This is a genomic window from Cognataquiflexum aquatile, from assembly GCF_003316845.1.
In the GTDB taxonomy this organism is placed as follows: Bacteria; Bacteroidota; Bacteroidia; order Cytophagales; family Cyclobacteriaceae; genus Cognataquiflexum; species Cognataquiflexum aquatile.
Map to the genome: position 1 here is coordinate 290,491 of NZ_QMIK01000005.1, position 24,620 is coordinate 315,110.

General features: G+C 42.1%; 18 protein-coding genes. 4 read left to right on the plus strand and 14 right to left on the minus strand.

Annotated features, from left to right (window positions below; translation table 11 throughout):
• Nucleotide 1 precedes the first annotated feature (1 nt).
• Complete coding sequence (locus DQW11_RS16435; protein ID WP_113925187.1) at nucleotides 2–3,742, minus strand: T9SS type A sorting domain-containing protein; 3,741 nt, start codon at nucleotides 3,740–3,742, stop codon at nucleotides 2–4.
• A gap of 514 nt (nucleotides 3,743–4,256) precedes the next feature.
• Here DQW11_RS16435 and DQW11_RS16440 point away from each other — a divergent pair.
• Complete coding sequence (locus DQW11_RS16440) at nucleotides 4,257–4,481, plus strand: hypothetical protein (RefSeq protein ID WP_113925188.1); 225 nt, start codon at nucleotides 4,257–4,259, stop codon at nucleotides 4,479–4,481.
• Between the two features lie 140 nt (nucleotides 4,482–4,621).
• Here DQW11_RS16440 and DQW11_RS16445 read toward each other — a convergent pair whose 3' ends face one another.
• The 10 genes from DQW11_RS16445 to trxA all read right to left on the minus strand — a co-directional run bounded on the left by DQW11_RS16445 (nucleotide 4,622) and on the right by trxA (nucleotide 13,729).
• A complete protein-coding gene (locus tag DQW11_RS16445; RefSeq protein ID WP_232826775.1) occupies nucleotides 4,622–5,269 on the minus strand; it encodes a peroxiredoxin in 648 nt (215 codons plus the stop codon).
• Between the two features lie 133 nt (nucleotides 5,270–5,402).
• The gene (locus DQW11_RS16450) at nucleotides 5,403–5,738 is read right to left on the minus strand and encodes a thioredoxin family protein (protein WP_113925189.1); all 336 of its coding nucleotides are present in this window, start codon (nucleotides 5,736–5,738) and stop codon (nucleotides 5,403–5,405) included.
• Complete coding sequence (locus tag DQW11_RS16455) at nucleotides 5,729–7,105, minus strand: hypothetical protein (protein WP_113925190.1); 1,377 nt, start codon at nucleotides 7,103–7,105, stop codon at nucleotides 5,729–5,731. The genes DQW11_RS16450 and DQW11_RS16455 overlap by 10 nt, the downstream gene beginning before the upstream one ends.
• The gene (locus tag DQW11_RS16460; protein WP_113925191.1) at nucleotides 7,102–8,172 is read right to left on the minus strand and encodes a c-type cytochrome; all 1,071 of its coding nucleotides are present in this window, start codon (nucleotides 8,170–8,172) and stop codon (nucleotides 7,102–7,104) included. Before DQW11_RS16460 ends, DQW11_RS16455 begins: the two co-directional genes overlap by 4 nt.
• A gap of 88 nt (nucleotides 8,173–8,260) precedes the next feature.
• Nucleotides 8,261–8,977: an acyl-[acyl-carrier-protein] thioesterase gene (locus DQW11_RS16465; RefSeq protein ID WP_113925192.1), complete on the minus strand. Its 717-nt coding sequence runs from the start codon at nucleotides 8,975–8,977 to the stop codon at nucleotides 8,261–8,263.
• A 3-nt stretch (nucleotides 8,978–8,980) separates the two neighbouring features.
• Nucleotides 8,981–10,147: an MFS transporter gene (locus DQW11_RS16470; protein ID WP_113925301.1), complete on the minus strand. Its 1,167-nt coding sequence runs from the start codon at nucleotides 10,145–10,147 to the stop codon at nucleotides 8,981–8,983.
• Between the two features lie 312 nt (nucleotides 10,148–10,459).
• Complete coding sequence (locus DQW11_RS16475) at nucleotides 10,460–10,858, minus strand: DUF6691 family protein (RefSeq protein ID WP_232826777.1); 399 nt, start codon at nucleotides 10,856–10,858, stop codon at nucleotides 10,460–10,462.
• Between the two features lie 103 nt (nucleotides 10,859–10,961).
• Nucleotides 10,962–11,543 carry a YeeE/YedE family protein gene (locus DQW11_RS16480; protein ID WP_113925194.1) on the minus strand — a complete coding sequence of 194 codons (582 nt, stop codon included), beginning with the start codon at nucleotides 11,541–11,543 and terminating at the stop codon, nucleotides 10,962–10,964.
• Nucleotides 11,544–11,900: 357 nt separating this feature from the next.
• Nucleotides 11,901–13,322, minus strand: a complete 1,422-nt coding sequence (locus tag DQW11_RS16485) for an MBL fold metallo-hydrolase (protein WP_113925195.1) — start codon at nucleotides 13,320–13,322, stop codon at nucleotides 11,901–11,903.
• An 86-nt stretch (nucleotides 13,323–13,408) separates the two neighbouring features.
• Nucleotides 13,409–13,729, minus strand: coding sequence for a thioredoxin (gene trxA / locus DQW11_RS16490; RefSeq protein WP_113925196.1), 321 nt, complete (start codon nucleotides 13,727–13,729; stop codon nucleotides 13,409–13,411).
• 306 nt (nucleotides 13,730–14,035) lie between these two features.
• On the opposite strand from trxA, the gene DQW11_RS16495 reads away from it, so the two are divergent.
• Complete coding sequence (locus DQW11_RS16495; protein ID WP_113925197.1) at nucleotides 14,036–17,023, plus strand: glycosyltransferase family 117 protein; 2,988 nt, start codon at nucleotides 14,036–14,038, stop codon at nucleotides 17,021–17,023.
• A gap of 1,607 nt (nucleotides 17,024–18,630) precedes the next feature.
• On the opposite strand, the gene DQW11_RS16500 is transcribed toward DQW11_RS16495, so the two are convergent.
• Nucleotides 18,631–18,909, minus strand: a complete 279-nt coding sequence (locus tag DQW11_RS16500) for a hypothetical protein (RefSeq protein ID WP_113925198.1) — start codon at nucleotides 18,907–18,909, stop codon at nucleotides 18,631–18,633.
• 241 nt (nucleotides 18,910–19,150) lie between these two features.
• Complete coding sequence (locus tag DQW11_RS16505) at nucleotides 19,151–19,930, minus strand: class I SAM-dependent methyltransferase (protein WP_113925199.1); 780 nt, start codon at nucleotides 19,928–19,930, stop codon at nucleotides 19,151–19,153.
• A gap of 49 nt (nucleotides 19,931–19,979) precedes the next feature.
• On the opposite strand from DQW11_RS16505, the gene DQW11_RS16510 reads away from it, so the two are divergent.
• Both DQW11_RS16510 and rlmB read left to right on the plus strand, forming a co-directional pair.
• Nucleotides 19,980–21,230, plus strand: coding sequence for a GWxTD domain-containing protein (locus DQW11_RS16510; protein WP_113925200.1), 1,251 nt, complete (start codon nucleotides 19,980–19,982; stop codon nucleotides 21,228–21,230).
• Nucleotides 21,203–21,979: a 23S rRNA (guanosine(2251)-2'-O)-methyltransferase RlmB gene (rlmB, locus tag DQW11_RS16515; RefSeq protein WP_113925201.1), complete on the plus strand. Its 777-nt coding sequence runs from the start codon at nucleotides 21,203–21,205 to the stop codon at nucleotides 21,977–21,979. The genes DQW11_RS16510 and rlmB overlap by 28 nt, the downstream gene beginning before the upstream one ends.
• A 9-nt stretch (nucleotides 21,980–21,988) precedes the next feature.
• Here the strand turns inward: rlmB and DQW11_RS16520 are convergent, their stop codons facing one another.
• Nucleotides 21,989–24,490 (minus strand): mechanosensitive ion channel domain-containing protein, encoded by a 2,502-nt coding sequence (locus tag DQW11_RS16520; protein WP_113925202.1) that lies wholly within the window; start codon nucleotides 24,488–24,490, stop codon nucleotides 21,989–21,991.
• Nucleotides 24,491–24,620: the final 130 nt, after the last annotated feature.

Consider the following 24,620-nt stretch of genomic DNA (forward strand, 5'->3'; position numbering starts at 1 on the left):
CTCAGTTTTTAATCAGTTTTTGGGTAAATCGGAAATCATTGGTGGCCAATTGGATGACATACATGCCCGGTGCCAATTTATTGGCAGAGGGAATCCAATCCATTTCATGTATCCCTGTTCCATACTCCGTTGCCGGAAATCCACCTACCTGCTGGCCCATCAGGTCGTATACCAGAATTTCTGCTTTGGCCGATTCAGGCAAGAAAAACCTGATTTTGGCAGAATCCCTAAACGGATTCGGGCTTACCGGAAATAACTTCGGAAAATCAGGTAGGTATTCAATTTTGTCCTCTTTAAATGCGCCACCGATATAGATGGTAAAAGGCCTGGTCGGAGAATTTGAGTTGATTTTTGCATGGATTTCGCCTGTTGGATATGGTGATTGAAATATTATTGCTTTTGGCAATTCAAAATCATTAGTGGATATCCTTGCGTTTTTAGCAGGGAGTTCGGGAGCTTGGAAATCGAACGAATAAGCCGTTTCCTCTCTCATGTTGATGGCCTTTTCATTCAGGTGATCCATCAGAACGATACTTTTATCGGCAGGTAAATCTGCCGGCAAAGTCCAGTTCATCAGGAAAGAACCCTTGAAGGCCTTTCCGTTTTTGGAAGCTGCCAAATGCAATGGAATGACCATTTCCTGCTCGTCGATCAAAGGAAGGTTATTGATAACCAAAGGAATGCCGGTGCGGATCGACCCGTAGGAAAATAGAAATAGCCAATTGTCTCCCAAAGACTCCAGTTGAAAGGCATCTTTAGGGTCGATAGATTCTTTACCATCTCTTCCAAAGCTGATATAAGACTCTGCCTGCATTTCTTCACCCGTTACTCCGAGTCGGATCGCAAAAGGCTCTTCTTCTTCTAATTTTCTGCCGAAGAAATCCTTGGTGATGTCGGTTTTTACACCATTGTCAGTCAACTGAAGGCTGGGGTTTTCGTTGTTGGTTTTTACCCAAAATGCCTGATAGGGAGCCAAGCGGCCATTTTCCAAAGTACCGAGTGTTCCGTTGTGCGTCAAAAATGAATTGGTCGCCGGGTCCCAAACATAGATTGTGTTGTCGATATTGGTTTTGACCCAACCGGTTGGCGAAAAGAAATCGATCATACTTGCAGTCGGATTGGCGATCAGGTTGAAGCCTGCATCTGCTAAATTGACTTCGGTGAGTTCGCCTGCATCTGCCACCAGATTGGTATCCCTCGCAGTGAAAGTGACACCAAAATCAAAAATTCCGTTTGCAAGGTTCGGTTCAGTTCCGGTGGCAGCCATCGTAAGTGGCAATACATCGGAGTAGTTTCCACCGCCGGATGGTTTTTCAGCGCCATTGAATACATACAAGTAATGTCCTCTTCCCGAAGGCACTGCGTCAGAAATCTGAGCAGGCTTTCTCCAGGATTGGAGACTTGTACCTTTGTCCGTCTCATCAGACCACAATATGTTGGGTTGAAAAGCGGGGTTATTGGATCCTGGGAATCCTTGGCTTTCCACATTGGAAAGAATATCTGCATAGGTGGTACCGACAGGGGAGCCCATCATTCTCCAACCTTTGTTGCCGGTCAATTCCTGTTGCACTTCCAAAGTTGGGTTTGCTGAGCTGAAATTGAGATAAACAGCAGCAGGGTTCAAGACAACTTTTGAAGCACCTGAAGTAGTCAATGATGCGGTATTTTCTATTGTCATCAGGGCAGATGGTCTAACGGTCACAGTAAAAGGCGAGGAAATATTCACCAAGCCTTCTACCAAAAAATTCCCGTTAATTTCTATGTTTCCTGTCACTGTTTTAAGACCTGTTCCAGATACTCTGAGGCTATTGAAAGTACCGCCGGCAATGTTCACGTCCCCATTTTGATCGAATACAACCAATCCATTTCCCGGAATAAATACACCTTCGACATTCCAGTTTCCGGCAACCTGATGTGTAAAACCTCCTCCTGTGAATGTTGTTCCTGCCCCAATTCTAACATTGCCGTTGAAATTGATGCCTTCAACAGCTGTCGCCGATACTGTACTGGACATTTCAAAGTCCGAACAAAGAGTATTGGTCCCAACCTGCAAGGTTTTGGTTCCTGTACCGCTGAGTAATAATTTCCCGTAAGTCGATGGGCTATTGATGTTGGCGACAGTTTGGTTGCTTCCATAATATTCTATGGTACTGTTACAGCCAATCGCGTGGGATGTATAATTGGAAGGAAGTGTGTTGGTTCCGCCAATTCGGAGCAATGCCCCATCTGCTAAGGTTAAAGTACCGCCGCCGGAAGTCCGGTTGGCAGTAAAAGTCGACAAATCAAGTCCTCCTGCAGTTACTGAAAGGTTGGTGACAATGGCTGTATTTTGCGAAAGGCTAACAGTTTGATTTCCGATCGGGCCGGAATTTTCTATTCTCAGGCTATTGACCGTATTAGGCAGCCCGTTTCCTGAAGTTTGGTTTGCCTGACCGCTATAAATGTAATTTGCACCTGTATTGTATGATCTTGCTCCGGTCACCCTCACCATTCCGGTGGCACCGGTGGTGGTGATTCCCTGTGCTGATTTGATTCCAAGTGTTGCGCCTGTTTGAAGGGTAAAAGTACCGTCACCAAGGAACACTGTATTGGAATCAGCCGGACGGACATATGCCCCGGTCGACACGATATAGTTGATCGCATTGGTGACGGTCCCGCCAGATGTATAATTCTGGGGATTAGTGGTATTCCCATTAAAAATAATTCTACCTGAACCTGTAGCGGTTTCATTGATGGTGCCGCCTGTATGGGTGAAGTCCCTGGCAATATTTAAGGTGCCGATGGCTGTATTGCTGATGCTCATGTTTAGCAATCCGCCAGTGATCGTGGCACTTCCAAGAACTGTAATGCTCCTTTGTGCTCCTGTGGCATTGACTATCGCATATCTGCCACTCGTGAAAATAAAATTTCCTCCAACCGAAAAAGCTGTAGAGCCTTGTCTGATTTCCCCGGTAGACGAACCATTCTGTATAGTTAGGTTTCCTGCAATCCCCAAAGGTGAAAAAGTCATGTTTACTGTCATGGCCGGGGATTGAAAAATAAAGTTTCCAAAATTTTGGTTTGTACTTCCAACAGTAGTGTTTGTCACTGCCGTCAACCTAACAGTTGAAGTCAGGTTCCAGGTAGCAAAAGGAAGGGCAGACCCATTTCTGGCATGGGTATATTCACTGTTTGGTCCAAATACAATTTTAGTAGTAGCAGAACTAGTGAAACTTCCAGCTGTATTGGTGATTTTGCCATTGACGGTGACTAGAGTTCCCGCATTGGCCGTGCTGATATTCCCGTTTGTTCCCAATACCAATTCTCCATCAATTGTTGCTGTCGCACTGGCCGCAAGTGTAATCAGGAGTCTGCTTGTTCCGGTCAGGACCAGTCTTGAACCGGTACTTACAGTCCAATCTACACCTGTTCCATTGTTGAGGGTAAAGCTCTGGTTATTGACAGTAGAGGATAAAGTGATATTTGAATTGTTTGTTACGGTTAGTCTGCTGATGGTCTGAGTTGGTACACCCGTTATGGTCAGTGTCTGACCGGAGTTGAATTGGAGAATGTCAGTTGTTGCCGGTGTCGTCCTTGTTGGACTCCAATTGGTTCCTGTTGCCCAAGATCCATTATTGGCACCGATCCAGGTATAAGTGGTCTGTCCCCAAGACACCATGGGCATAAATGCAAGCAGTACCAGGCAGCAAATTTTTGCTGCCGGTACGCCTTCAAAAAACGATATGTTACTATCAGGTTGCATTTATAAAAATCAGTAAGTATTTGTTTTAATATTTTTCAGAGAATCATACTACAGTGAAACAGTCCATAGATTTCCAGGCAAAGCCTAAGGAAACAATGAAAGTTTCTTGCAATGTGGGTCGACTATCCCAAGGATAATCACAGATGAATAAAAGGGTGTTTCAGAATAAGTGGGTGATCTTTTGATCCATTCTTCCCAAATAATAATTAGGTGATTTACAATCTGGGGAAGCAATAAAGGAAACTAGGGCGTGGGGTGATCTTACCTTATTCTTTTTTCAAAACCTTTTAAGGAATCTTGTTCTTTCCTGTTCCTTAGAAGTCATTTCATTAAAATTACAAAGTCGTTTAACCGAAGAGTTTTTAAACCAAAGAGATATTCTTGCGAGATTATTTCTTGTTCTAAATGTGATGCAATATAAATACAAATATTAAAAACAAAACTTTTTATAATAAAATAAATAGAATGCTTATGATTTTGTATGTATTTTTGAATAATACCGTATTTTTAATATGTGGCAATTATTGTATTAGCAAAATACTTATCTGCATTTTGTAGTGGAATTTTGACAGATTTAACCTTTGAAAAAAATTTTATCAAAATCAGTCATTATTTGTTGTTGTTAGGAAAAAAAAATAAAATAGAGTCAAACAAACTACCGAAAAACCCGAAAATAGATCCCAAAACAGGTGATTTTTATATCAAAAATCCGAGGGAAACAAATGGATTTGATCATTGAAATCTCAATAATGTTTCAAAACATCAGATAAAAACTTAGGATCTGTCGTCGCGAAATAATCAAGTTTCATACTGATATGAAGAGAGGGAAATAAAAAAAGCTACCCTCATCAGGTAGCTTCCATATTCAAATGGATCGGTTTAGATGCTTTTTTTGGCAAGATAGAAATCAACCATTTCGTAATCGCTGGCTTCTCTTTCCTGCATTTCTGCAACGGTTTTTGGTGGCGGAACGATCACTTTTTGTCCAGGTCTCCAGTCCAAAGGCATGGCGACTTTGTATTTGTCGGCAGTCTGTAAGGCGATCAGAACACGTTTGATCTCGTCCATATTTCTGCCCACATTCAAAGGATAATACATGATCAGACGGATTTTTCCATTTGGATCGATAAAAAATACGGCCCTCACTGCAGCAGTTTCACTTTCGCCGGGCTGGAGCATGCCATACAATTTGGAAACTTTCATGTCTATATCCGCAATGATCGGAAACTCGAAGAGCACTCCGGTATTTTTGCGCACGTTATTCACCCAAGCAATGTGTGAATGGATAGAGTCAATGCTCAATCCAATAAGCTTGGTGTCATTTTCTTCGAAGAATTTCTTTTCGAGAGCAAATCCGCTCATCTCTGTGGTACATACCGGTGTAAAATCCGCGGGATGTGAAAAAAGAATCGTCCACTTCCCTTTGATATAGTCAGAAAACTTGATGGGACCTGTGGTGGTCATCGCCGCAAAATCCGGGGCCATGTCCCCAATCCTTGGCATGGAATATATTTCTTGATCGCTCATAACACTTTAAATTTATTGTTTTTGATAGATCAAATTTCCAATTATTGACAGCCAAAACATGTGATGAATGTTACCATTCGGGAAAATTATCTATTGAAAAAATCTATTGGCCATACACTTTTCCTTAGCCAAATCAACCAAACATCAAATTGTAATACCTTCCAATTTTTGTCCTCAATTCCCCCAAAGTCACCAATCCATTTGCCCTAAAAAATTCTTTTCCTTCAAAATAAACCAAGATTCCCGGGACAGCCATCATCCTCAGCTGTGCCGCCAACTCCCTGTATTGATGTGCATCTAGAACGAGTAATTCCATCTCTGGAAATTCGACCTTGACCATTTCTTGGACTTTGGGAAAAAGGCCGGTGCAGACCCCGCACTTTTCTTGGAAAAAATATACCATCAAAGCGGGTTTGGCTTTCAACAAAGACTCAAACTGTGCCACATCGACTTTTTCGCTTACTTCCATTGGATTGTGTAGTTTACTATAAAATTGACGTGCACCATATTTACCTTATTGTATATCCATTGGGGTTTCATTTCTCCGGAAAGCATGTTGATCTTACTCATCAGGATCAAATGGAAATCCAGTCCTTTTCCCCAATCTGAAGGAGCATATTTCCCTCCAAAATTAAGTTGTGCATAAGAAGGAAAGGCATATTTGTTGTATTCCACCCTCGAAGGTTCAGGAAGAAAATGAAGTCCTGCGTAACCATATACCTGAATTCCGGATTTTAGAAAATTCCGCTGGTAATATGTCGTCAGTGCATCGACCTGGTTATAACCCTCATTCCTTTCTCTGGGGATAAAGGTAAAAAATGGGTCCCTGCCCCATTCTCTGGGACTGAGAAATCTGCCCTGTCCGTCGATGCGGGTGTAGTTTGCCCACCATATCATTTTGGGATTTTTTAATCCTATCCTTCCGCTGAAAACAAAATTCAGGTCATCAGGATCTTTATATTGCTTCAAAGGATCGGGATTTCCACCCTCTCCCAACCCATGCTGCAGGATAAACTGCAGGCCTGTTACCAGCTTGTTGGAAGTCCCTGCCAAGTCCCAATCGTTGTTGGCCTGAGAAAGCAATGTGGAGGAAATATTGTCAACATAAATATGGTTTACCTGGATAAGCATGTCTTTGGTCAACCTGTGCTTCCAGTCCAATATGGTCACAAAGTCACTGCTCGTATTTCCTGTATAGCCTGAGGGTTTTCCCAAGACGCTCTGTCCTTCAGGATAAACCCCTATCGATTCTCCCACATCATACCAACCTGAAGTCGATCTCGGACTTATTTTTCCAATAAAATCTGCTGAAAACTGATTTTTCGGATCCGGCTTAAAAGCGAAGCTGATTCCTTCTACAAAAGTCGGAGACAGTCTACCGTCTTGGGGGTTGACAAAAGGTGTATTGACCGTCATTCGCCCGGCGATGGCAGAAAACTTTTTGGAATCATAGCGAAGTTGTAATTCTTCCAATTTCCCAAAAAACTTATCATTAGGGTCATTTACATCAAAAAGACCTACTTCATACCTGTTGAAATTGCCTGTTTTCGGATCGCGCTCGGTCAGTTCGGAGCTGGTCACATTGCCAAATACTGAATATCGGCCGACAAGGGAAAACCCTTTGTAAGCTTTTGTTTTCAGTTGGATAAAGGCACTTTGACCCAAAGCATAATCATCTTTGAAGTCTTCCCAATAGCTCGTCGACATCCAAAACGAACGCAAACCCACCGTTCCCTGAATGAGGGAGGGCTTTTTGGACCTGAGAGAATCCTGCTCTTGGGCGTAGCTGACCTGACTAAATGAGGATAAAAAAATCAGAAAGATGAAAGGTTTCATTTAGATGCGCTGGCTCTAGCTTCTTTGATAGGTTTGAATGGACCGAATTTGTGCTGCTCTTCTGTAAAATCATCAGAGAATGGACCAAAGGGATGGTCAATCGGCTTTTTGGAAATATCAGGCCAATCTTTTCTGAGGTCTTTTTTTGGTCTAGGCAATGAATTGACATAAGCAGCCACATCCCATGCTTCCTCATCCGTGAGCAAAGGTCTTTCAAAAGTCGCTCCGAGAGGCATGTTTGTTTTTACATATCCCGCAAATCGTGACATTCTGAACAATCCCGCCCCGTCGTTGTAGCTGTTTTCTCCCCAAAGAGGTGGGTAGATATGTCCTGATTTATCAGGTTTTGGCATGCCCTGACCATCTTCCATGTGACAGCTTTGGCACTGTTGGGCATAAACAGCCTTACCCTTGACCGGATCAGCTGCCCTGTCCAAAAACGGAACTTCATAGATTCCTGAGCCCTTTGGAGACTCCCCTTTCGGCACGTCTTTTCCAAGCCATTGCATATAGGCGACCATGGCCACCATTTCCTTGCTGTTATTTTCGAGGGCCTTGCCATTAAGGCTTCTTTCGAAGCAGTCATTGATCCTTTTCTCCACATCCTCCATCTGCCCGGATCTTGCACGGACTTTCGGATAAGTAGAAGCGACTGCGCCATAGTTGTTACCCAAAGGAGCTGTGCCTGCATTGAGGTGGCAATTCTGACAATTCATCCCGTTGGAAATTTTCTTGACTTTTCCGTTTGGCCCAAGGTAGGTAGAGGTATTGGCTATCAGCTCTTTGCCATATTTGATGTCCTCCGCATTGGGTTCCTGATCCACAGAAGTCCAATCTGGCGCCTGCCAAATCCCTTCTTTTGGGATGACACCTTTGTAAGTTTCCACTACTACTGCCGCAACGGTCTGCAGGCTGGCAGGTTGAGGTTGGTTTAAGGGAGGGAGATTTCCCCCGCTGAAAGCCATAATAATGACACCTATCAGGATAGCAGTAAGCAAGGTTACGCTCAGCAATAAACCGACCATCATGGTCAGCATTTTGAATATGGGCTGGAAAGAATCTTTCATAGGATGCTAAATATATCAATTACAAAATTGCCAACATTTCAAGGCAAAAAGATGTGATATACATCACATGACATGATTTCCTGTTAGGTTATTTGACCGATGCCAAGAAAACCTGCCTGTTCTGGCTTGTCCCAGACAATAAAAAAGTTTCGTCCTGCCTAAACAATGACAACGAAATGACTTCATGGAGCTTTGCCTCGGTGAGGTAATTGATAAGAAAATCATAGAAGACAATCCCTTCTGAAATACACAAATCCTCCACCCAACGGATGTAGCTGACGTTGTTGACATGGTTGTTCATGTCAAGATCAAAAGGCCTGACTGTCAATTCAGAACTTATTTGGAACGCGCCGGCAGAATCCAATTTGGCAGGCAATAGTCCTTTGTCAGGATTTTCAGAAAACAATTCCGGCGGCAGTACCTGATTTGGCCTTTGTGGCCTTTTTGACCTGACATCCAACAAAAGCCAGGCTGACATGGATTCTGCAATCACATTTCCCTTGTCATCCTCCACCAAAAATTCCCTCAATGCAAAAAGCTTGTCGATTCCTCTTCCGGCTGTCTTGACAATAATATGGTCTCCCCATGAGGGCATATGGTGGACTTTGATCTGCATTCTCGAAAGGACCCACATATACCCTTTATCAAAAAGTGACTGACCGAAATCTCTGCTGTCAGCATGCTTCCACGCCACTTCTTGCATCAGGTCTCCCAAAGCTGACCACCTCAATTTCCCAAAGGGATCTATCTGAAAGGATAGAACTTCAAACTTTTTTTCAAACTGAAAGGGCTCTTTTGTTGCCATGGGCTAATGTTTGGTTACCTCATCCACTGACTCGAATACATCCAACCTGATGGAGCTCAAAACCGCAATTCCCAAGCCGGCAACTGCTACAAGGGCAAACGATGCCTTCAGACTCAACAGGTCTGCGATAAATCCTATCATTGGCGGCCCGATCAAAAACCCGAAAAAAGAAATTGTCGAAACCATAGCCAAAGAAACTCCAGGGGAATACAACTTAGATCTGCCTGCAATGCTGTAAGATATGGGGATAATGGCAGCCACTCCCAAACCCACCAATAGAAATCCAATCGTAGCAACTACAGGAATGGGGAAAATCACCGACAGCATCAATCCACTGAAAATCAAAATACCGCTCATCCTCAAAATCAATACCCGACCAAACTTATTGTTCATTCTGTCCGAAATAAACCTTCCGGAAGCCATGGCCCCCATAAATGAAACGTAGCCCAAGGCCACCAAGCCGGGTTCTATTTCTACGACTTTTTTGAAATATACCCCACTCCAATCAAACATACAGCCTTCGCAAAGCATGCCTAGAAAAGCAATCCCTGCAATTCTCAAAAGTAGGTCATCTGGTTTTCTGATGACCAAACCACCTCCCCCATCAGCAGGTTTTTTTTCACTGACCAAATACCCCTGCGCCATCAGCAAGACCACCAAGACCACCGAAGAAATGATCAGATAATGGGTTTTGGGTAGAATATCTAGGTAAATCATGACTGCCCCGATTCCAGCACCGCTAAACCCCGCCAAACTCCAAAAACCATGAAAGGAGGCCAAAATGCTTCGCCCATAGGTGTCCTCTAAAGCCAATGCTTGGGTATTCAAAGAAATATTCATCATGTTTCCGATCATCCCAAAAACCACTACAACAGGTACCAACATCCAAAGGGAATTGCTAAATCCTATCAAGGGAAGAAAGGTCATATACCCAGTCACGCTTATTAAACCCACAATCTTGCTTCCAAAATGATGCACTGCCCAGCCTGCAACCGGCAAGGCCACCAAAGAACCTATCGGCAATCCCAAAAGGAGCGTTCCCAATTGGGATTCTGAAAGCGAAAATTTCATCTGGATATCGGGAATCCTTGCCGCCCAGGAAGAAAAACAAAGTCCTGCAATAAAAAATAAACTTCCGAGGGCAATCCTCCTTTTTTGAAGCAAAGTCATGAATTTCAACAGGGTTAGGTTCTTGGCTGCAAAGTAAAGGACTTTGGGAAAATTAATTTTGGTTTTGGGGAAATTAAATGGCATTTCTATAAACCATCCTATAAAATGAAGGTTAATCAAAAAATGTGATGCTATGGAATTTATAATTGTGGGGTCAATTATTCTGGTGATAATTTTGATGATCCGGTTTATCATCAAAAGGGTTTTTGATGGGCAATAAAAAAGCCGCTTCTTTAAGGAAGCGGCTAAGTGTTTAAGTTCAATTTTGGATTTGAATAGCAAATATGATTCGAATAAATTAATTCTACAACCTTAGTTAGGAAATTTATCTGAAAACCTTCCATAAACCCATGTTCCGGCTACGGCACTTATCAAAGTCACCAAAATCACCGTAAATCCACTTCCTATCTGTGCAAACAAAGGTCCCGGACATGCACCAGTCAACGCCCAACCCAAACCGAATATGAAACCGCCGATGATCTGTCCTTTGCGGAATTCCTTGTCTGTGATGATGATTTTATCGCCTTTGATGGTTTTGATATTGAACCATTTGATAACCTGAATCGAAAGCGCACCTACCACAATGGCTGATCCGATTACTCCATACATAAAGAAGGACTGTAACCTGAACATCTCTTGGATCCTAAACCAGGATACAATTTCAGCTTTTATGAAAATAATACCGAAACCCACGCCGATGATCAAGTACATCAATAATTCCAATGGACCATCGCCTTTTTGTTCTTTATTTGGAGTTGTTCCGACATTCGGTTTTTCTCCCTTTTTTACTGCAGTTCCCATTTTTTTCTAAAGATTAAAAGCCTACTAATTTCATCAAAGGACCAAGAAAGACATGTGTCATCAGAAATCCACCTGCCATAAAGAAAATCGTAGCGACGACTGACGGCCACTGTAACGAACTGATGCCCATGATCGCGTGTCCTGAAGTGCATCCTCCGGCGTATCTGGTTCCGAATCCCACCAAGAATCCGCCAATTACAAAGAAAAGCAAGCCTTTTGCAGTGAATAAATTCTCCCAAGTGAAAATCTCGTGAGGCATGATACTCCTGTAATCCGTGATACCAAGAGCAGCCAAATCGCGCTGTGTGGACTCGGCAACTTCTATCATTTCCGGATTTGCCAGTAAGTTATGGCCAATAAAGCCCCCAATGGCGACACCTATTACAAATGCGATGTTCCACAATTCCTTTTTCCAATCATAAGTGAAAAAAGGGATGTTGGCCGGCACACACATGGCACAAACGTGCCTCAATGAGGAAGATATTCCGAAGGCTTTTCCCCCTGCGATCAACAACGTGGGGACGACAAGACCGATCATCGGACCTGCGATCCACCAAGGCCAAGGCTGCTTAATCCATTCAATAAACTGTTCCATTTTAATTGTCTGTTAAATTTTTTAAATCTTTAATTTTTCATTTTTGAATTCCGGTACAATTTCCGCTTTGTCAATCCTGAACTTAGACAGTGATCAAAATGAATCCAAGGCTGTTTTTGTGTCTGGATTCATTAGGTTCCCAATTTTTGAATGCCATTGGGGTAGATTTTCTGTGAATTAGAATGGGGCTAAAACCCTCCAAACCTACACCAGATTCTTGCAATGCATAATATCCAAAATTGTTCAAAATTCCATTCGAAACCAGTGACTATTATCACTTTGTTTGATTCGAAATGAAAATGGCAAGACCGAAATCTTGCCATGTGGGGTAAAACACAACTTTTCTGATATTAATTCCTAAAGCAAAGTAGTAGGACATACATAGTCACTTACTTTGAACAAAGCGGAATCCTTGATGGCGTCAAATCCACCTTTTACATCAACTAAGTTATCAAATCCTCTTGCTTTCAAGATAGAATTGAATACCATAGATCTGTATCCACCTGCACAATGCACATAGTATGTTTTGTCTTTATTGATCTGGGCCATGCTGTCATTGATATAATCCAAAGGTGCATTTTCAGCATCGATCACATGTTCGCTAAGGTATTCACTGTTCTTTCTGACATCCAGGATGTTGACTCCACCTTCTTTTTCGATCAGGTGAGCAAGTTCCTCTGTGGTGACAGATTTGATGTTGTCCACTTCTCTGCCATCGGCTTTCCAAGCTTCAAAACTTCCTTTGAGGTATCCAATACAGAAGTCATATCCGACTCTAGCCAATCTTGTGATGACTTCTTCCTCTCTTCCCTCGTCAGCTACGATCAGGATTTCCTGCTTGAGGTCAGGAACCAATGCTCCTACCCATACCGCAAAACTCCCATCGATACCGATGTTGATTGAGTTGGGGATAAAACCTTTTGCAAAAACCTGTGCGTCTCTTGTGTCAATAACAACCGCACCTGTTTCGTTGGCTGCAGCTTCAAATGCCGCAGGACTCAGTGGATTGAATCCTCTGTTCAACACTGTATCAATAGACTCATATCCCTGGATATTCATCATGACATTTTGAGGGAAATAAGCAGGAGGAGGAGTAAGACCGGTTAGCACCTCTTTCATAAATTCCTCTTTGGTCATCTTTTGAAGCGCATAATTGGTCTTCTTCTGATTGCCCAAAGTATCGGTAGTCTCTTTGCTCATGTTTTTGCCACATGCACTTCCCGCACCGTGTGCAGGATAGACGATGATATCATCAGCCAAAGGCATGATTTTGTCTCTCAAAGAATCATAGAGATGGGCTGCAAGTTTGTCTTGGGTCAAGTCAGCAATGACTTTCTGCGCAAGGTCAGGTCTTCCCACATCTCCGATAAACAAGGTGTCCCCGGTAAACAAAGCTTCCTCTTTTCCTTCTTCATTGATCAAAAGGTAACAGGTACTTTCCATGGTGTGTCCGGGGGTATGGATTACCCTGATTTTTGCTTTGCCAAGCGGAAATTCCTGACCGTCTTTGGCAACAATAGCATCAAATCCCATTTTCATCCCGGTAGGTCCAAATACAATCGGAGCGCCAGTTTTGATTGATAAATCCTTGTGACCTGAAACAAAGTCAGCATGGAAGTGGGTTTCAAACACATACTTGATGGTATCTCCCCTTCTTTCTGCCTTTTCTATATATGGCTGTACCTCTCTCAAAGGGTCAATGACAGCAGCTTCGCCGTCTGACTCAATATAGTAGGCTCCCTGAGCCAAACATCCGGTATAGATCTGTTCAATTGTCATATGCTTTTTTATTTTTTTCAGTTGAATGATATGTAAAATTATCTTTCTGTGGTTTTCTTTAAAATGACTTTTGTCACATTTTCAAATTAGACTTTCTGGCTCAGGTTGTCCTTTATCACTTTGACCAATTGGTTGGCCGGAACGACACCTGATTGCCTCCAAAGTGGCTTTCCATTTTGGAACAAAATCAAAGTCGGAACGCCTCTTACCTTATATGCACTGGCGGCATAGGGGTTTTTATCCACATCCACTTTGATGATTTTGACTTTATCACCCACCTGACGGGCTGTGTCTTCTAATATGGGTTGCATCATCTTGCAGGGACCGCACCAGGTGGCAAAGAAATCCACCAATACAGGTTGGTCGCCTGAAATCAATTCGCTGAATGTTTTTGGTTGTGCACTCATGGTTGTTATTTTTAGTGGTTATCCTCAATTTTGCCATTAACCCAATTTAAAATTCAAACAGGACGGAAGACCGAAGTCGGAAGACCGAGGTTTCGGACATTTCAGTTTTATGCCAGAATTTTTATTGAGATACAATTTTTACAGGCACCATTGAGGAAATGAATTTTAATTTTTAAGACTTCACAAAACTACTACCGTGGCATCTGGGGAACAGTAATTTTTATCACAATACCTTAAATGCTGTTAAAAAACAGATGGATTAGGATTTATTGATTATTTTCGCCCGAAACTATTATTTCAAAAACAATGCTTGACTATCAAAAGGCCAATAACCTCACAGGATGGCTGGTTTTTCTTCTATCAACTACCGTCTTTATATTGACAGTGGAACAGACCGCCAGTTTTTGGGATCCGGGAGAATTCATCGCTGTATCCTACAAACTGCAGGTGCCACATCCGCCGGGAGCGCCGTTTTTCCTGTTGATTTATAGGATGTTCGGATTTCTGGCATTCGGAGACGGATTGTCTGTAGCTTATTGGATGAATGTCGGAAGTGCCGTTTTCTCAGGATTTACAGTGCTTTTTCTGTTTTGGACCATTACCTTATTCGGTCGTAGACTTTTCCAGATTCAAAAAGGAACTGAAACCAAAGGCCAAATCATCACCCTGATGGGTGCAGGTGTGGTGGGTTCTCTCATCTATACTTTTACAGATAGCTTTTGGTTCTCTGCCGTGGAAGCAGAAGTGTATGCCATGTCCTCTTTCTTTACAGCGATAGTCATTTGGGCATTTTTGAAGTGGGATGTGATCGAAGACCAAAGAGAAGAAAACAGATGGATGATATTTATCGCCTATTTGGTGGGTTTATCGATTGGTGTCCACTTGCTGAACCTTGTTACTTTGCCTGCTTTGGCTTTGGTGGTGTATTTCAAAAAATACCCTAATCCAAATCTCAAAGGAGGTATCATTGCCCTTTTATTGGGAGGCGTAGCATTGATTATCATCAATAATTTGATCATCCCCGGGCTTCCAAGTCTGGCAGGTTCGATGGAGATTTTCTTTGTCAACAGCATTGGGTTGCCATTTGGATCTGGAATAGTTGTCTTTTCCGCTTTGTTTTTGGGTTCCCTGATTTATGGAATTCTCTATTCCATCAAGAAAGGAAAAGTCATCCTCAATACAGTTTTGGTTTCATTGGTATTTATCTTAATTGGATATGGTTCGTATGCGCTCATCGTCATCCGTGCCAACCAAGATCCTGTCATCAATGAAAATGCGCCAAAGGATATCATCAGCTATGTTTCTTACTTGAAAAGGGAGCAATATGGTTATCGTCCTTTGATCCATGGTCAGTATTTTGATGCCGAATTGGTTGATCAAAAAGAGGGTGCCCCGATTTATATGAAGGGAACAGACAGGTATGAAATCGTGGATTATTCAACCGTCAATGAATATGATCCTGCGAGGACAACCATCCTACCAAGGATTTATTCCACTCAAGACCGCCACAAACAAATCTACCAATCGAAGCTTGGATTGAGAGAAGGTCAAAAACCAACTTTCGGAGACAACCTCTATTTTATGTTTACCCATCAGCTTGGGCATATGTATTGGAGGTATTTTATGTGGAATTTTTCAGGAAGGGAAAGTGATTTTGCAGATGCCCCTTGGATGGGAATCACAGATTTTTTCTCAGATATCTATCCTGATTATATCAAAGAAAACAAAGCGCATAACAACTACCTGATGCTGCCTTTGATTTTGGGTTTGATAGGGTTGGTCTTTCAGGCAAAAAAAGACAACAAGTCTTTCTTTATCTCTGCCATGCTGTTTCTGATGATGGGTGTTGTATTGGTATTATACCTCAATTCTCCGCCTGTTGAGCCCCGCGAAAGGGATTATATCTATGTGGGTTCTTTCTATGCTTTTGCGATTTGGATAGGATTGGGCGTGATGGCTTTGGCATACTATATTGAAAGATTAAACAAGAATCTCGTCGTGGCAGGTATCATCGCCTCACTCGCTACTGTACCGGTGGCGGTATTGATGGCAAGCCAAAATTGGGACGACCACAACAGACAGGGAAGGTTTTTCTCTGTTGATTCTGCCAGAAACTTTCTTGCTTCTTGTGCGCCAAATGCGATTTTGTTTACCGGTGGTGACAATGACACTTTCCCGCTGTGGTATGTTCAGGAGGTCGAAGGCTTCAGAACTGACGTGAGGGTGGTGGTATTGAGTTACTTTGATACGGATTGGTATGTTGAGCAGATGGCCCGTCCGGTCAATGAATCGGCTGCTTTGCCATTTTCTTTGGATCCAAAAAATTATAAAAAAGGCACCAATGATGTCCTTTATGTGATGGAAAGAGAGAACCTTCAAGCCATCTCAGCTTCAGAATATCTCAAACTCCTAAACAACGGAAGTGATCTTTTGAAATTGGCAGCATCGGGAAGCAAAAATACCTACAACATGGTCCCTTCGAGGAACCTGATCTTAGATGTCGACCTGGAAAATGTCTATAACCAAGGCCTAATCCCCGAGTCGATGGAAGGTCTGATGACCGAGCAAATCAACCTTAGGATCAAAGGGAATTACCTCACAAAAGGTAACCTGATGCTGATCGACCTGATTACGAGCAACAATTGGGAAAGGCCTATTTACTTTAACAATACTTCATTGGCTACCATCACACTCGATATCGAAGACTATGTGGTGATGGAAGGCATGACTTACAGGTTGCTTCCTGTGAGAAAACCTGAGGGTATGAGAACCGAATTGGTGAATACCGACCTGGCATACACCAATATGATGGAGAAGTTTGCTTTCAGGGGAATGGACAATCCTGATAACTATTTCGATGATGAATTCAGGAGATTTACCTCCAATCACCGCTCTGCGGTAAACAGTATTGCCATTGCGTTGTTAGACGAAGAGGATATGGACAGGGCTGCGGAAATTCTGAAGTTCAGCATGAAGGTCATGCCTCACGAGGCTGTTGCCTATGATTTGGCTAGCGGACAATCGGTGCCTTTGTTGTTTGAGGTTGGGGAAGATGACCTTGCTTTGGATGTGGTGGATAAAATTTCCCATAAGTCTATTCAGATGCTGAAATTTTACCAAAAGACAGGTCGGGATTATGACCGTGAAGCCCTGATTTCGATCGAAATGTTGAAGTTTTTTATCCCGTTGTTGGATGAAAGGGGATATTCTGAAGTCTCCGGAAATCTCAAAGCAGAATTGGAAAAAATCCTAGGTGCCGGTGCTGCCGGAGAAAGCCTGTTGGATAGAAGATAATTTGTTTGGTTTTTTGAATCCAAAATCCGGGTCCTGCTAAGGACTCGGATTTTTTTGTTTCTAAATTATCTATTGTAGAATACTTATAATCTCAATCGACCTGGTTTTGAAGGATTTTAAAAATGATTCTCTATTCTCAATTAAACCATATCCCATTTTTCTTTGGGTTTATTTCTCGTGTCACTTTTTGTCTTACCACAAAAAGTAACCAAAAAAGGCAAGAAATTTTAATCCTCCCCCACACGGTGCCACGCCGGCCCGGAAAAATTTCTTCCTCCCCACGGGTGTTTCATTGGAGAATTTTTTCTGAAGTAGAAGATTTCAAACATAGTACTCATCTTGATTTCACAACCTAATCCCACTTCGACAAACAGCCCCGAAGTTGCTGAATAACAATAGCCCCGTGCAAGGTGCTTTTCTGATTCTCATATTTCCACCAATCTCCCTGCACCGCCGCTCGGGGTTATGGAAATGCGATGTTGCCAGTTTTTGGAAGCAAAAAAGTTAAGTGTGGAATTGGGTTTTAACCAAAAACAGGGAAGGCTGATTCTTTAATTTAGATTTCTTTCCTTAAGTATTTTTCTTTACGTCTCTTCCTTCGGTCACTTTTTGTCTTGAAACAAAAAGTAACCAAAAAGTTCAAGTCGGCGGAATCCTATCCACCCTCTATCCCACCGCCGGCCCGGTCCGCCGACCTCCTCCCCACAGGCGTTCCAAATTAGGATTTCCCTGAAGTATAAATTTTCAACCAAAACCAACCCCAACTAACAGCCCCGAAGCGGGCGAAATAACAATAACCCCGAGCAAGGTGCTTATCTGATTCTCATACTTTCACCAATCTTCAAGCACCGCCGCTCGGGGTTATGGAAATGCGGGGTCTTTGGTTTTTGGGAGCAAAAGGGTAAAGAAAGGAATTGGGTTTACACCAAAAACAGGTAAGATTGATTGATCAATTTATTTCTATTCTTTCCTTAAGTCTTTTCTTTACGTCTCTTCCTCGTGTCACTTTTTGTCTTGAAACAAAAAGTAACCAAAAAGTTCAAGCGCAATAATCCTTCCACACACAAGGCCTCCGCCGGCCCGGAATTGCGCTTCCTCCCCACTAGTTTTCCAATATAGAATTTCTTCTAAAGTATTGGATTCCTGAATCGAGATCATCTCTATTTCTAATTCCAGTCTTTGACAAACAGTCCGCCGAGACGGAGCAAAATACTATTAGCCCCCTCCAAGGCGCTTCTCTGATCCATATACTTCCACCAATCTCCCTGCACCGCCGCTCGGGGTAAAGAAATTGTACCTGGTACACTAGGACTAATAGCCCCGAAGCGGGCGAAATAATAATAGCCCCGTGCAAGGTGCTTCTCTGATCCTTATACTTCTTCCAATCTCCAAGCACCGCCGCTCGGGGTTATGGAAATGGGAAATAGTTGGTTTTTGGGAGCAAAAAGGTAGAGTAAGGAATAGGGTTTACACCAAAAACAGTGATGGGTTGAGAAATATCTATCATTTTTCAATAGTTAAAAAAATGTCAGAAAAGAACATATGTTAACGATATTATTGAATTACCTCTTGTCATCTTTAATGATAAAGTTGAAAGGCTTTAGTTATCATTTAGAAGAAAAACCTGACTCTTTCATCCAATTTAATAAATCTTCAATTTTTACTTTATAACTATCACTTCTCCTAATTTCATCCACCATAAAATCTATAAATTCTAATTCAGATTCAAACTTCATTAGCTTTTCTCGTAAGACACTTAAACTTGATTCATTTATTGAATAAATTATTGATTCAATAGACGAGTGGAATTCATTAACTCCATATTGGTCTTTGATAAATTTATCAATTGATGAATTCAATCTGTTTATCGGCTCAAAATCTATCATCGGATCATTTCTATTTCAATGTTGACTTGTTTTTCCAAAAACAATACAATCATCCTATTTTTAGTCATCTTTTTGAATTCATATCCAAATTAAAAATAACAACTAAAATTAACTTTTCCAATGTCTGATGGTACCACCCGAAATAATCCGAATTTCAACTCTTTTTTCATTTGATAATTGCAATTGGACTATTCATCCAATCGACCCAACCGAAATATAAATTTTTACTTGAAAACTCGACCTAATCTTTCTTATACAACACATAAAACAAATCCAATCCCTTATCAGGATGGTCGACAAGGAGATAATCTTCGTGGCTGATGTCGGTGACGGAAGCGCCCTGCTGTTGGTGAAGTTTGTTGCGGTTCATCCTGTTCAGGATTTCATATGGCCATCGCAACACAAAAGCCGGAAGCCTGTATTGCAGATCCAAAATATCAAAACGCATGATTTTGCGGACTGAGGCCCTGTTGGCTTCATGGTAATTCCATACTTTTTCATTCCCCCCGATTCCCATAGATTCCACTTTATCAAAAATCCCCTTGCACAGATCTGTCAGTTGCGTTCCGGTATATTCCCTAATATGCCAAGGGTTTCGCGAAAGGGTATGCTTGATATTAGGTGTTGAAATAATCGCTTTGCCGCCGGGCTTCAGCACACGGTATATTTCCTGCAAAAAAAGCCTGTCATTTTGGATATGCTCGATGACCTGAAAGCTGACCACGGTATCATAGGTATTGTCCTTCAATCCGGAAAATGGAGGAATCACGGCCTGTTCAAATTGGATACCGGGAAATTTGACTTTCAGGTTATCGATCACCTCATGGATTTTGTCGATCCCAAGGTAGCTGTCTACATTTTCCAACAAAACCTCTACCCCTCTTCCCTCACCGCAGCCCACTTCAAGCAGTTTCCCACTGACCAAAGGTTTGGCAGCAATGTATGCTTTGAGCAGACGCTGATGGATGGGATTGTCACTCACCAACTTATCCGAAGCGATTTCCGTTGTATAGGTAGCCATTCAAATTTTCATTAATTTGGGCAAAAATAAGGTTAATTTTTAATACAAGATGATAGGACAAAAAATCAGCAACAAAATAAAGCCAATTTCAGGTTTTGTGTTATTTCTCTTTTGCATTCCGTTATTCACTTTTGCCCAACAAAATCTCGAAAATACCAATCAGGCCCTGAGGTATTCGCGGTACTCGAGACTTTCTCTCAAAATCATTCCCATCGAAGAACCAAACAGGACTTTCCTCCTTCAGATGCCCGTCGAAAAGATCGAGGAAGAGATAGAATTTGACAACTACGCATTTTCATATGGGGTATTGTCGGGTTTCCAGGAACCCATCACTGACCAAAATCTCATCAAGCTGACCAAAGAAGACATTATCCGTGAAACGGAGTACCACTATTATTTTGAGAAAAGAGTTACCATCCCTGAAGGCCAACAGACCGCCATTGCGTTGCTCAAAGCGGTAGACACCCGTCAGGGAGATGAATATTACTACCATATGGACCTCATCAGTCCCTTTATTTTTGGGCATTCCAATTTTGGGCTTTATTACGCGGACAGGGTGCCATTTGACCAGACCTTTTTGATCCAAAATGAACCTGTGGAATTCAAAGGAAGAGGCGTAGTCAATCTCCATACTTTCTTCTATCCTGCCACATTTGATGTTCCGATGCCTCCGATGGAAATCCGGCCTGCGCCTGTACCAAGAGAGGTAAAGGTGGAATACCAAGGGAGTTTTCTAGCCAATATACCAAAAACATTTTCAGGAATCGGCTACTATTTTATCCAGGCAGACACCAATTCCACGCAGGGGGCATTGTTGAAAACCGTACATAACATCTTCCCAAGGGTTAAGGATTATGAGGAGATGGTAGAGATGGTAACCTATATTTCCACCAGAAGGGAACATGAACTGCTCAAAGAGGCCGCGGATAAAAAGCTGGCCTTGGACCAATATTGGTACACTTTGACCAAAGACACTGTCGCCGCCAAAAAACTCATCAAGGAATATTTCAAGCAGATTGAATTTGCCAATATCCTATTTACGGATTTCAAAGAAGGATGGAAAACTGACCGGGGGATGGTGTATGTTGTGATGGGCCCTCCAAATGAGGTTTATTTCCGCCTAGATGGCGAGACTTGGTCATATGGAACACCTGAGTCAATTTCAAAAATAACCTTTACCTTTGCGCGGGTCAAAAATATTCTGACGCCAAGTTTTTATACACTCAACAGGTCAAGGGCCTTACAGCCCGAATGGTTTAAAAGCATCACATTATGGAGAAACGCGCAGATGGATTTCTGATCAATAAAGGCGAACAGGACAAAGATTTCATATTCGGTACAAGGGCAGTCATGGAAGCAATTCTTGCCCATAAGGAAATAGACAAGATTTTGATTGACAAAGAGGTCAACAATGAACTTGTCAAAGAACTCCTCAAACTGGCAAAAGACGAGAAAATCCCCGTTGTCCGTGTCCCTGATGCCAAGCTGAACAGGATCACCAGAAAAAACCATCAGGGTGTAGTAGCCCATATGTCCTCCATTGAATATGCTTCCTTGGACAATGTCATTGAAGAATGTTTTTCAAAAGGAATTTCCCCGTTGATTTTGGTTTTGGATAGAATCACCGATGTGAGAAACTTCGGCGCAATAGCCCGGACAGCTGATTGTGCCGGCGTACATGCGATCGTAATTCCTGAAAAAGGCGCAGCCCAAATCAACTCTGATGCTGTCAAAACCTCCGCAGGGGCATTGAATCACCTCCCCATCTGCAGGGTCAAAAATTTATATTACACCGTCAAGGATCTCAAAAAAATGGGGCTCCATGTCATTTCGGTCAGCGAAAAAACCGAGAGGTTGATGTATGAAGCCGATTTTTCTATCCCCATCGCTCTGATTTTGGGTTCTGAAGAAGACGGGATCTCTCCCGAGCTTGTGGGGCTTAGCGATGAGTTTGTCAAAATCCCCATGTCGGGAAACATCGGAAGTCTCAATGTCTCCGTCTCAGCAGGCGTTGTGATCTATGAAGCTATCAGGCAACGGTCAAAATAGGCGCTAAGCCTATTTTGGATCAGAATCAGGTTTCACTTTTGGTTTTTCTTCAGGACTTATTTCCCCAGGTTTTATGACTTTTTCACCGATCAGCCCCGGGAAACTTTTGACGTGAAGGTCTCTTTGTGGAAATGGAATTTCGATGCCATTTTCTTTAAAAGATTTGAAAATACCACGCATGACCTGATCTCTGATTGTTATCCAAATGTCCACATCATTTACCCAAAAGAGCACCCTGAAATTGACTGAATTTTCGCCAAAAGTCTGCAAAAACACTTTCGGTGCGGGTAATTTCATGATCTCATCCGTACCCAATTCCTTTTGGATCAGTTCTGTCACCAAATCCATGTCAGATACATACGCAACGCCAATGGTCAATTCTACTCTTCGGGTTTTATCAGAAAGGGTCCAATTGGTCAGGTGATGCGCCAAAAGGTCGCCGTTTGGAATAATCACTTCAGCGCCGTCCCAATTTTTGATTTTGCTTGCCCGTATTCCGATATCTTTAACAACACCCTCGACAGTGCCTACCTGTATCGTATCTCCGATCTGAATGGGTCTTTCAAATGCAAGAATTATCCCTGAAACAAGGTTGTTGACAATAGTCTGCAATCCAAAACCTATACCAACAGAGAGGGCGCCGAGAATAATGGTGATTTTATCAATAGGAATACCCGAGGCTGCAATTGCAATTAAAAAACCCAATGTAAAGATGGCCAACCTGATCAGAAGAATAGACGAGCCTAGCCGTTTACTTCTCTCCGCACCTTGCTGTTCATCTTTGAGAGAAGCGATATATCCGATCGTATTTGCCAGAAATGAAGACAGGTAAATGATCAAAATAAAGACAGCGATCTGAGAATAATTAAAAGAGGCATTTAGGATTTGTCGTGGCTTGTCCAGAAAATTAAAGACCGCCTCCAAAAAGGTATCCAATAAATGAAGGCTTTCGAGGAAATAGTATCCCCAAATAATTATGGCGAGGTAGGTAAAAAACTTATTTACCCTTTTTTGAATATCATAAAATGCCACTGCAGAGGTAAATCCATCGCCGTTCTTTTTGCTGACCTCAATCTGGATATAAATTATTTCCTTTATAATAATCACAAAAATTATCAAACTCACTGCATGCAAAAGGCTTATGGAACCCACGATTCCAATCATTTTTGACAAACTAAACCTTCCAAAAATATTTGTCAAAAAGGAGACAGTTTCAAAAATCATGTAAATGATCACAATGGTTTTTATATAAGTAGGCAGATTTTCCTCCTTTTTTTCTTGATACTTGATCATTTTCCAACCAAGAAAAATCCCTAAAAAATTGAATACTATCAGATGCCATCTTTCCTGATAAGCGACCTCCCAATACAGGTTGCTCAAAACACTGATGAAAAACAGGAAATAAACCAAAAGCCAAAGCCTGAAAGCCTTTGAAGACAACCGGGTCCTCAAAAGCAATGTGGTTACAGTAACCAAAATAAATAATAGCAGAGCAAAAAAAACTGCAGGTGGATAGGGAAAAAAGAATGGTGAAATCGCCAGAATTACCAGTAGGGCGGAAAGAAACGGGTGCTTGTGCAGGTACTTTAGCCTACCAAAAATGATGGCCGAAAACTCTTTTTCGAGCCTGATTTTTTTGATATTTAAATTGATGTAATAAAAAAGCAAAAACACCGTACCCACCAAAAACAAGGATAAAGGGATGTTTCTGGATAAATAATTCCCAATAATCCACCTATTGATCCTCATCGCTTCAAAAAAAATGTCAACCAGCCTGTCGGTATTCGGGAAATCTCTTGGCTCCCAGATATAATTGTTCTCTTTATCAAAAAGTGTTCTCTCCAATTGAATCCTGGCCTGCCTCAAATCCTCCACCCTCAAATCTATGTCGTTCAAAATAGTGGAAACCCTAGATTGAATGACAGCTGTCAAAATCCTTTGGCTGTTAAGAATGCTGTCTGTCTCATGGACTTTGGCCTTCAATGACTTGATCGAAACCTGGTATTCGACCAGCATGGTGGTATCCCGAAAGCTGTACTTAAGCAGGTCATCATTCTGGATACTGTCCAGTTTTTCTTTGATTACCACAAGTTCCTCAATCCTGTCAAAAACCCCCTCATCCATATCTTTCATTCTCCTCTCAGTATATGCCAAAAGGTTTTCCAGCGCTGTGAGATACCGGAGGTTGATTTTGGTATTCTCCGGGGAAAGTGTCTCAGAAATCCTGTCCAATACCCTTTGGGCATCCGGTACGGCCTGCATGATATCCGTGGTATCAAGTTCCTTTTTCAAAACCTGATTCATGCCATTTAGCGTCGTGGCAAACTGTTGGACCTTTTTGATACTTCCTTCCAAAGAGGGTTTTTTGTCCACAACAACTTCCTTCAACTCTTCTTCTATACTCAGTTCGAGGAGACTGTCTATAGAGCTTACCGGAGGAGTTTCCTGAGCAAATCCAAAATGAGAGGCAATCAAAAGAAAAACAAAAAGAAAAATGGTTTTATGGCCCATAGGTACATTTTTTCAGCCTAAATGTAAGGAGTTTAAGGAACTCAGCCAACATGCTGTCCTTTTTCAATCCTTGTATTTTCAGGTTCCCTCTTACAAAAAGAAATCCTGAAAAAGTAACAAATTGCGCCAT

Bases quoted from the DNA above. Each gene is read 5' to 3' on its own strand.
- DQW11_RS16435 (WP_113925187.1), bottom strand. From the start codon at position 3,742: ATGCAACCTGATAGTAACATATCGTTTTTTGAAGGCGTACCGGCAGCA.
- DQW11_RS16445 (WP_232826775.1), bottom strand. From the start codon at position 5,269: ATGAGCGATCAAGAAATATATTCCATGCCAAGGATTGGGGACATGGCC.
- DQW11_RS16450 (WP_113925189.1), bottom strand. From the start codon at position 5,738: ATGGAAGTAAGCGAAAAAGTCGATGTGGCACAGTTTGAGTCTTTGTTG.
- DQW11_RS16455 (WP_113925190.1), bottom strand. From the start codon at position 7,105: ATGAAACCTTTCATCTTTCTGATTTTTTTATCCTCATTTAGTCAGGTC.
- DQW11_RS16460 (WP_113925191.1), bottom strand. From the start codon at position 8,172: ATGAAAGATTCTTTCCAGCCCATATTCAAAATGCTGACCATGATGGTC.
- DQW11_RS16465 (WP_113925192.1), bottom strand. From the start codon at position 8,977: ATGGCAACAAAAGAGCCCTTTCAGTTTGAAAAAAAGTTTGAAGTTCTA.
- DQW11_RS16470 (WP_113925301.1), bottom strand. From the start codon at position 10,147: ATGACTTTGCTTCAAAAAAGGAGGATTGCCCTCGGAAGTTTATTTTTT.
- DQW11_RS16475 (WP_232826777.1), bottom strand. From the start codon at position 10,858: ATGTACTTGATCATCGGCGTGGGTTTCGGTATTATTTTCATAAAAGCT.
- DQW11_RS16480 (WP_113925194.1), bottom strand. From the start codon at position 11,543: ATGGAACAGTTTATTGAATGGATTAAGCAGCCTTGGCCTTGGTGGATC.
- DQW11_RS16485 (WP_113925195.1), bottom strand. From the start codon at position 13,322: ATGACAATTGAACAGATCTATACCGGATGTTTGGCTCAGGGAGCCTAC.
- trxA (WP_113925196.1), bottom strand. From the start codon at position 13,729: ATGAGTGCACAACCAAAAACATTCAGCGAATTGATTTCAGGCGACCAA.
- DQW11_RS16495 (WP_113925197.1), top strand. From the start codon at position 14,036: ATGCTTGACTATCAAAAGGCCAATAACCTCACAGGATGGCTGGTTTTT.
- DQW11_RS16500 (WP_113925198.1), bottom strand. From the start codon at position 18,909: ATGATAGATTTTGAGCCGATAAACAGATTGAATTCATCAATTGATAAA.
- DQW11_RS16505 (WP_113925199.1), bottom strand. From the start codon at position 19,930: ATGGCTACCTATACAACGGAAATCGCTTCGGATAAGTTGGTGAGTGAC.
- DQW11_RS16510 (WP_113925200.1), top strand. From the start codon at position 19,980: ATGATAGGACAAAAAATCAGCAACAAAATAAAGCCAATTTCAGGTTTT.
- rlmB (WP_113925201.1), top strand. From the start codon at position 21,203: ATGGAGAAACGCGCAGATGGATTTCTGATCAATAAAGGCGAACAGGAC.
- DQW11_RS16520 (WP_113925202.1), bottom strand. From the start codon at position 24,490: ATGGGCCATAAAACCATTTTTCTTTTTGTTTTTCTTTTGATTGCCTCT.